The 6,669-nt window shown below is 35.4% G+C and carries 5 protein-coding genes; all 5 read left to right on the top strand.

The window, feature by feature from the left end; genetic code table 11:
- Positions 1-898, top strand: an 898-nt coding sequence (locus RTP52_RS06145; RefSeq protein ID WP_312369906.1) for a stage II sporulation protein P, incomplete at its 5' end; no start/stop codon positions are given.
- Positions 899-1,720: 822 nt separating this feature from the next.
- Positions 1,721-3,535 carry a translation elongation factor 4 gene (gene lepA, locus RTP52_RS06140; RefSeq protein WP_312369904.1) on the top strand — a complete coding sequence of 605 codons (1,815 nt, stop codon included), beginning with the start codon at positions 1,721-1,723 and terminating at the stop codon, positions 3,533-3,535.
- Between the two features lie 169 nt (positions 3,536-3,704).
- Positions 3,705-4,868, top strand: coding sequence for a radical SAM family heme chaperone HemW (gene hemW / locus RTP52_RS06135; RefSeq protein ID WP_442913525.1), 1,164 nt, complete (start codon positions 3,705-3,707; stop codon positions 4,866-4,868).
- A 331-nt stretch (positions 4,869-5,199) separates the two neighbouring features.
- Positions 5,200-6,237, top strand: coding sequence for a heat-inducible transcriptional repressor HrcA (gene hrcA, locus RTP52_RS06130; RefSeq protein WP_312369902.1), 1,038 nt, complete (start codon positions 5,200-5,202; stop codon positions 6,235-6,237).
- A 33-nt stretch (positions 6,238-6,270) separates the two neighbouring features.
- Positions 6,271-6,669, top strand: a 399-nt coding sequence (gene grpE / locus RTP52_RS06125) for a nucleotide exchange factor GrpE (protein WP_312370027.1), incomplete at its 3' end; no start/stop codon positions are given.

The following is a 6,669-nucleotide window of genomic DNA, read 5'->3' as shown; positions in this document are numbered from 1 at the left end:
CACTGACCAAAAATTAATCATAGAATACAAAACAGGTGATGTGTCTAGGTTACCGGATTATAACTCAAGTCAAGTTAATAATCAGACATTACCAGGATTTAACGAACCTGCAATCTCCGTTAGTAATTTAATAAAAAGTAACTATTCTCTTGAGAAACTAAGCGATCTGAATTATCTAATCGATAATTTTTATATTGTTGACACCTCAACTACTGTGATAAAATCATTATTTAACGCAAATGAATTATTAAAAAAGAATATGACGATTAAGAAAAGAACGGATGCTCCTCAAATATTAATTTATCATACGCATGCATCAGAAACCTATATTGATAGTAAAGCAGGTGTGCAGGCAGATACTGTTGTTGGAGCAGGTAATTATTTAACGGAATTGTTAGAGAAAATGGGATACGTAGTTTACCACGATAAGACCGCTTACGATAAAAAAGCAAATGGAGAAAATAATCGAAATTTTGCTTACAGTACTGCAAGACCAAATATTGAAAAAATTCTAGCAGAGAATCCTAGTATTGAAGTTGTGATTGATTTACATAGAGATAGTGGACCGAAACGGTTGGCAACTGTGAATGGAAAAGATGCTTGTCAAATCATGTTTTTTAATGGTTTATCTCGAGATAAAAACGGACCAATTGATCGTCTAAATAATCCTAATCTTAAGGATAATCTTGCTTTTAGTTTGCAGGCAGCATTGGTAGGTCGAAATCTATATCCAGGGTTTGTTCATAGAAATTATTTGAAGAACTGGCGTTATAATCAACATCTTGCAAAACGTTATTTATTAATTGAATGTGGTACAGAAAACAATACCGTACAAGAAGCTTATAATGCAATGGAACCTTTGTCTGTGATATTAAATCAACTATTATCAAATCCATAAAGGATAAAATAATACACAGAGTAAAACTAAATTACAAAATTGTGATATAACTAAAAGTGCGCTATCAGTAGTGATCTCTCATATCGGAGTACTACTAAGAAATATTGACATGATTGAACTAAATGCTTCTATCTATAATTTTGATTTATCTGAATTGCAGTAAAATTAGTACCAACATCATAAATCTTAAGTATAGAAGTAAAAAGGATAGAACAATATAATATAGGAAGAGATTCAAATTTATGTTTGGAGAGTCGCATTTAATTGTGGCTTTCCAAACTTTTTATATTCATAGAAATTGTTATGCAATTGCCTATCAATTATAAACTCTACAAGTGATGATTTACACTTAACTATTGTTATCATAGTATGCGATAGTATCTCCTTGTCAGCAAAGTTTTGGTATGGTATAATGTCGACAGATATTATACCAGTGTCAGACGTTGTGGGTGCACATAGATGGCACAAAGTGCTGCATATCATATGATCTTGCAAATAAAGCGCCAGACAAGTGAGTGCACATAAACGATAAAAAGAGCTGCATTCCATATGTATCCACGAATATGGTATAATAAATCATTATGTAGAAATTTGCTTACAGAAAAGATGTGAAAATCAAGAAGGAAATCCCCGTGCAGGTTCGATATAAATAGATATTTAGCATGGAGATTTTTTATGTATGTTTAGAAAGCATACTTAATGTGCGTAGCAAATATGATTGCGTATATGCAAGGCATATATACGAGGCATAGATATGCCTTGACCCCCAAGATAATGAAAATCATATAAGTTATGTAAGTGATAAATCCCAGGAGGAAAAACATGTCAGGTATTGACCAGAAGAGAATCAGAAATTTTTGTATTATTGCTCATATAGATCATGGTAAATCTACGCTTGCAGATCGTATTATTGAAAAAACTGGTTTACTTACGAGCAGAGAAATGCAATCTCAGGTGTTAGATAATATGGAACTTGAGAGAGAACGTGGTATTACAATTAAGGCACAGACTGTACGTACTGTATATAAGGCAAAGGACGGAGAAGAGTATATCTTTAATTTAATTGATACCCCTGGACACGTTGACTTTAACTATGAAGTTTCACGAAGCCTTGCAGCGTGTGAAGGTGCAATCTTAGTCGTAGATGCAGCACAGGGAATCGAAGCGCAGACCTTAGCGAATGTTTACTTGGCGCTTGATCATAATCTCGATGTTTTCCCAGTCATTAATAAAATTGACTTACCAAGTGCTGATCCACAACGTGTTATCGCAGAAATCGAGGATGTTATCGGGATAGAAGCGCAGGATGCGCCTCTGATATCAGCCAAGAATGGTATTAATATCGAAGAAGTACTAGAGCAGATTGTTTCTAAAGTACCAGCTCCAAAAGGAGATAAGAATGCACCGCTACAGGCTCTTATCTTTGACTCTATTTACGATTCCTATAAAGGTGTTATTATTTTTTGTAGGGTTATGGAGGGTACTGTTAAGAAGGGAACAACGCTCAAGATGATGGCTACTGGTGCAACTGCAGATGTAGTTGAGCTTGGTATTTTTGGACCTGGACAGTTTATCCCAGCGGAAGAATTATCTGCAGGTATGGTAGGATATATTACAGCAAGTTTAAAAAATGTTAAGGACACTCGTGTAGGTGATACCGTAACCGATGCAGAGAATCCTTGTACTACTCCGCTACCAGGATATAAGAAAGTAAATCCAATGGTGTACTGCGGTATGTATCCAGCGGATGGTGCAAAGTATCCAGACCTTCGTGATGCTTTAGAAAAATTACAGTTAAATGATGCTTCTCTTCAATTTGAACCAGAGACCTCTGTTGCGCTTGGATTTGGTTTCCGTTGTGGATTCCTTGGTTTGTTGCATCTTGAAATTATTCAGGAGCGTTTGGAGAGAGAATATAACTTAGACCTCGTAACTACCGCACCAAGCGTTATTTATAAAGTTTATAAAACCAATGGAGAGATGTTAGAGATAACAAACCCATCTAATTTACCAGATCCATCCGAGATTGAGCATATGGAAGAGCCTATGGTAAAAGCAGAGATCATGGTTACTACAGAATTTGTAGGAGCGATTATGACTCTTTGTCAGGAACGTCGTGGTATTTACCTTGGAATGGAGTATATAGAATCTACTAGAGCATTACTTCGTTATGATTTACCGTTAAATGAAATTATTTATGATTTCTTTGATGCTTTAAAATCAAGATCCAGAGGTTATGCATCCTTTGATTACGAGATGAAGGGATATGTTCCAAGTGAATTAGTGAAACTAGACATTCTTATTAATAAAGAAGAAGTCGATGCTCTATCCTTTATTGTACACGGAGAATCTTCTTATGAACGTGGCAGAAGAATGTGTGAAAAGCTAAAGGATGAAATTCCTAGACATTTATTTGAAATCCCGATTCAAGCGGCTGTTGGAAGTAAAGTTATAGCTCGTGAAACAGTTAAGGCAATGCGAAAAGACGTACTTGCAAAATGTTATGGTGGTGATATCTCCCGTAAGAGAAAACTTCTTGAAAAACAGAAGGAAGGAAAGAAACGTATGCGCCAGATTGGTAACGTTGAGATCCCACAAAAGGCCTTCATGAGCGTGTTAAAGTTAGATGAGGACTAGGAGATAGTACGACAAGCCATACAAGGAAAGATGACGATATTGGTCAGTAATATAAAGTACAATATATTTAATTTAGTTATGAAAAAGCGCATAAGCGCTGGAATGAATGGGTGTTAATATTGTGCTTGCAGCCCAAAGTTTGCAGGCTATGAAAGGCATGATTATTAGAATGAAAAAAGATTTAGAACTTTATATTCACATTCCATTCTGTGCAAGAAAATGTAACTACTGCGATTTCTTATCTGGACCAGCAAGTCAGGATGAGATGTTAAAGTATACTGATTTCTTGTGTAAAGAGATTAAAAGTCAGGGGTCACTTCCTTTAGAATACCGAGTTGTCTCGATATTCTTTGGAGGAGGGACTCCTTCTCTTTTACCTCTAGAGCAGATTGGACGAATTTTTGATACGATAAAGGAATGTTTTGAAATCGTATCTACTTGTGAGATTACGATAGAATGTAATCCAGGTACTGTTACGAAAGATAAGCTTTTCGGTTATTATACTCTTGGGATTAACCGATTGAGTTTCGGACTACAAAGTGCGAATAATGAAGAGTTAAGATTATTAGGAAGAATTCATACTTTTGAGGAATTTGTGGAAAATTATGAACATGCAAGAGAAGTTGGTTTTCAAAATATCAATATAGATTTAATGTCCGCTCTACCTTATCAGACCTTAGAATCCTATGAAACTACATTAGAGAAGGTCCTTAAGTTAGAGCCGGAGCATATATCAGCATATAACCTCATCTTAGAAGAAGGGACTTCCTTTTATGAAAGATTCTCAGAACACGGGGAAGAAAAGGATGCCATTCCGGATGTGATACTTGATAGATTAATGTACGAACATACAAAGGAGATACTGCATTCGTCAGGTTACAATCGATATGAAATATCTAATTATGCAAAACCAGGGAGGGAATGCCTTCATAATATCGGGTATTGGAAAAGGATGGAATACTTAGGGTTAGGTCTTGGTGCTTCCTCTTTCATAGATCATGTTAGATATCGCAATTTTGATGCTATAAACGATTATGTAAAAGCATTAAACTCCTCCTTAGAGGTAAGACAAGTAGAAGAGGTACTTAGTAAGAATGCTGAAATGGAAGAGTTTATGTTTCTTGGATTGCGTCTTAGTAAAGGTGTTAGTAAAAAGGAATTTAAACAGCAATTTTTGATTTCCATGGAGGAAATCTATGGCACGAAGCTAATGCAGTTACAAAAGAATGGCCTATTAAAGATAGATGAGGATCATGTTTCTCTTACAGATATAGGTATTGATGTAAGCAATCAGGTATTAGCGGAATTTTTACTGGATGATACGGATATCTAAAATATTTACAGGATGATATATACTAAAAAATTTACAGGATGTTATATCTAAAATTTCTACTGTAAAATCAATGAAAAAAAAAATCAAACGGATGATATCTTTTTTATTAAAATGCAAGTTCCTCATGAAATTTTAATGTATTTTCTTAAAATAGGAGTTGACAAACGATTTTAATAGTGATATTTTATGTATAAAGATGTTAGCACTCTACCTCAATGAGTGCTAACAATAAAAACGGAAGATTCGAAAGTTTTGAATTAATCCCGTTTCTTCAATGCAATAACCACTTGCAAGAATATACAAACGATCTTGGTTTGAGAAGGAGGGTAATGTGCAGCTAGATGACAGAAAGCTTAGAATTTTACAAGCTATAATTCGAAATTATTTAGAAACTGGCGAACCTGTCGGTTCTAGAACAATTTCGAAGTATACGGATTTAAATCTAAGTTCTGCAACCATTCGAAACGAAATGGCTGACTTAGAAGAATTAGGCTACATCATTCAGCCGCATACCTCTGCTGGACGAATCCCATCAGATAAGGGGTATCGACTTTATGTGGATACCATGATGGAGGATAAGGTAACCGAGGTCGAAAACATGCGAGAGATGTTGCTTGAAAAGGCTGATAAGATGGAAACCTTACTACAGCAAGTTGCAAGACTTCTTGCTGTAAATACGAATTATGCAACGATGGTGACATCCCCGCAATATCGTTCTAGAAAGGTTAAATTCCTTCAAGTTTCAGAAGTTGATATGACGCAAATTCTAACAATAATTGTTCTAGAAGGCAATATTGTAAAGAATAAGATAATTGCTATTGCGGAACCATTAGATAAGGAAACACTTCTAAAATTAAACATTGTATTAAATACGTTCCTACAAGGTTTGGATTTAAGTGAAATTAATCTTGCATTAATCCGTAAAATGAAGGAACAAGCGGCAGAACATAGCTCCGTGGTTAGCGATATTTTAGATGCGGTTGCACAAGCCATTAGTGAAGAAGATGATATTCAGATATTTACCAGTGGAGCAACGAATATTCTTAAATATCCAGAACTGAATGACATGGAGAAAGCCAGCGAATTACTCTACACTTTAGAGGAAAAAAAGCAACTGACGAATCTTATGAACAATGAAGTTTCCAGCGGTGAAAACCGTGGGATACAAGTTTACATCGGGAATGAAACCCCGGTAGACTCAATGAAGGATTGTGCAGTAGTTACTGCAACCTATCAAATTGAAGAAGGTGTCTATGGTAAAATTGGTATCATTGGCCCGAAGAGAATGGATTATGATAAGGTAGTAAGTACACTGCAAAACCTTATGTGTCAGTTGGATGAAATATTTAAGAAAGACAATGATAGATAAAGAAAGAAGGGTGACATAAACGTGGCGGATAACATGGATTTAAAAGATCTGATGGCAGATGAAGTGGAAGATATGGAAAAGGATATTGAAAAAACAAACAAAGCTTCAGAAGCTATCGACCAGGAGAATCAATCGGAAGTAGAGGATACCACAGAAAACGAAGATGCAAGTGAAGAAGTTTATGAAGAAGATACTGCATCTGAGGATGGTTCAAAAGAGAAAAAGTCCTTTTTTAAGAAGAAAGAAAAGAAAGACAAAAAGGATGAAAAGATTGATGAATTAACCGACCGGTTAATGCGTAATATGGCAGAGTTTGAAAATTTCAGAAAACGTACAGAAAAAGAAAAATCTCAGATGTTTGAAATTGGAGCAAAAGATATTATTGAACGTATCCTTCCAGTGATTGATAATTTTGAACGTGGATTAGCTGCC

Origin of the sequence: Lachnoclostridium sp. (genome assembly GCF_031997925.1) — a bacterium.
Taxonomy (GTDB): domain Bacteria; phylum Bacillota; class Clostridia; order Lachnospirales; family Lachnospiraceae; genus Lachnoclostridium.
The sequence above is the reverse complement of the archived record's forward strand: the minus strand, read 5'-3'. Positions and strand labels throughout refer to the sequence as shown.

Bases quoted from the DNA above. Each gene is read 5' to 3' on its own strand.
- lepA (WP_312369904.1), top strand. From the start codon at position 1,721: ATGTCAGGTATTGACCAGAAGAGAATCAGAAATTTTTGTATTATTGCT.
- hemW (WP_442913525.1), top strand. From the start codon at position 3,705: ATGAAAAAAGATTTAGAACTTTATATTCACATTCCATTCTGTGCAAGA.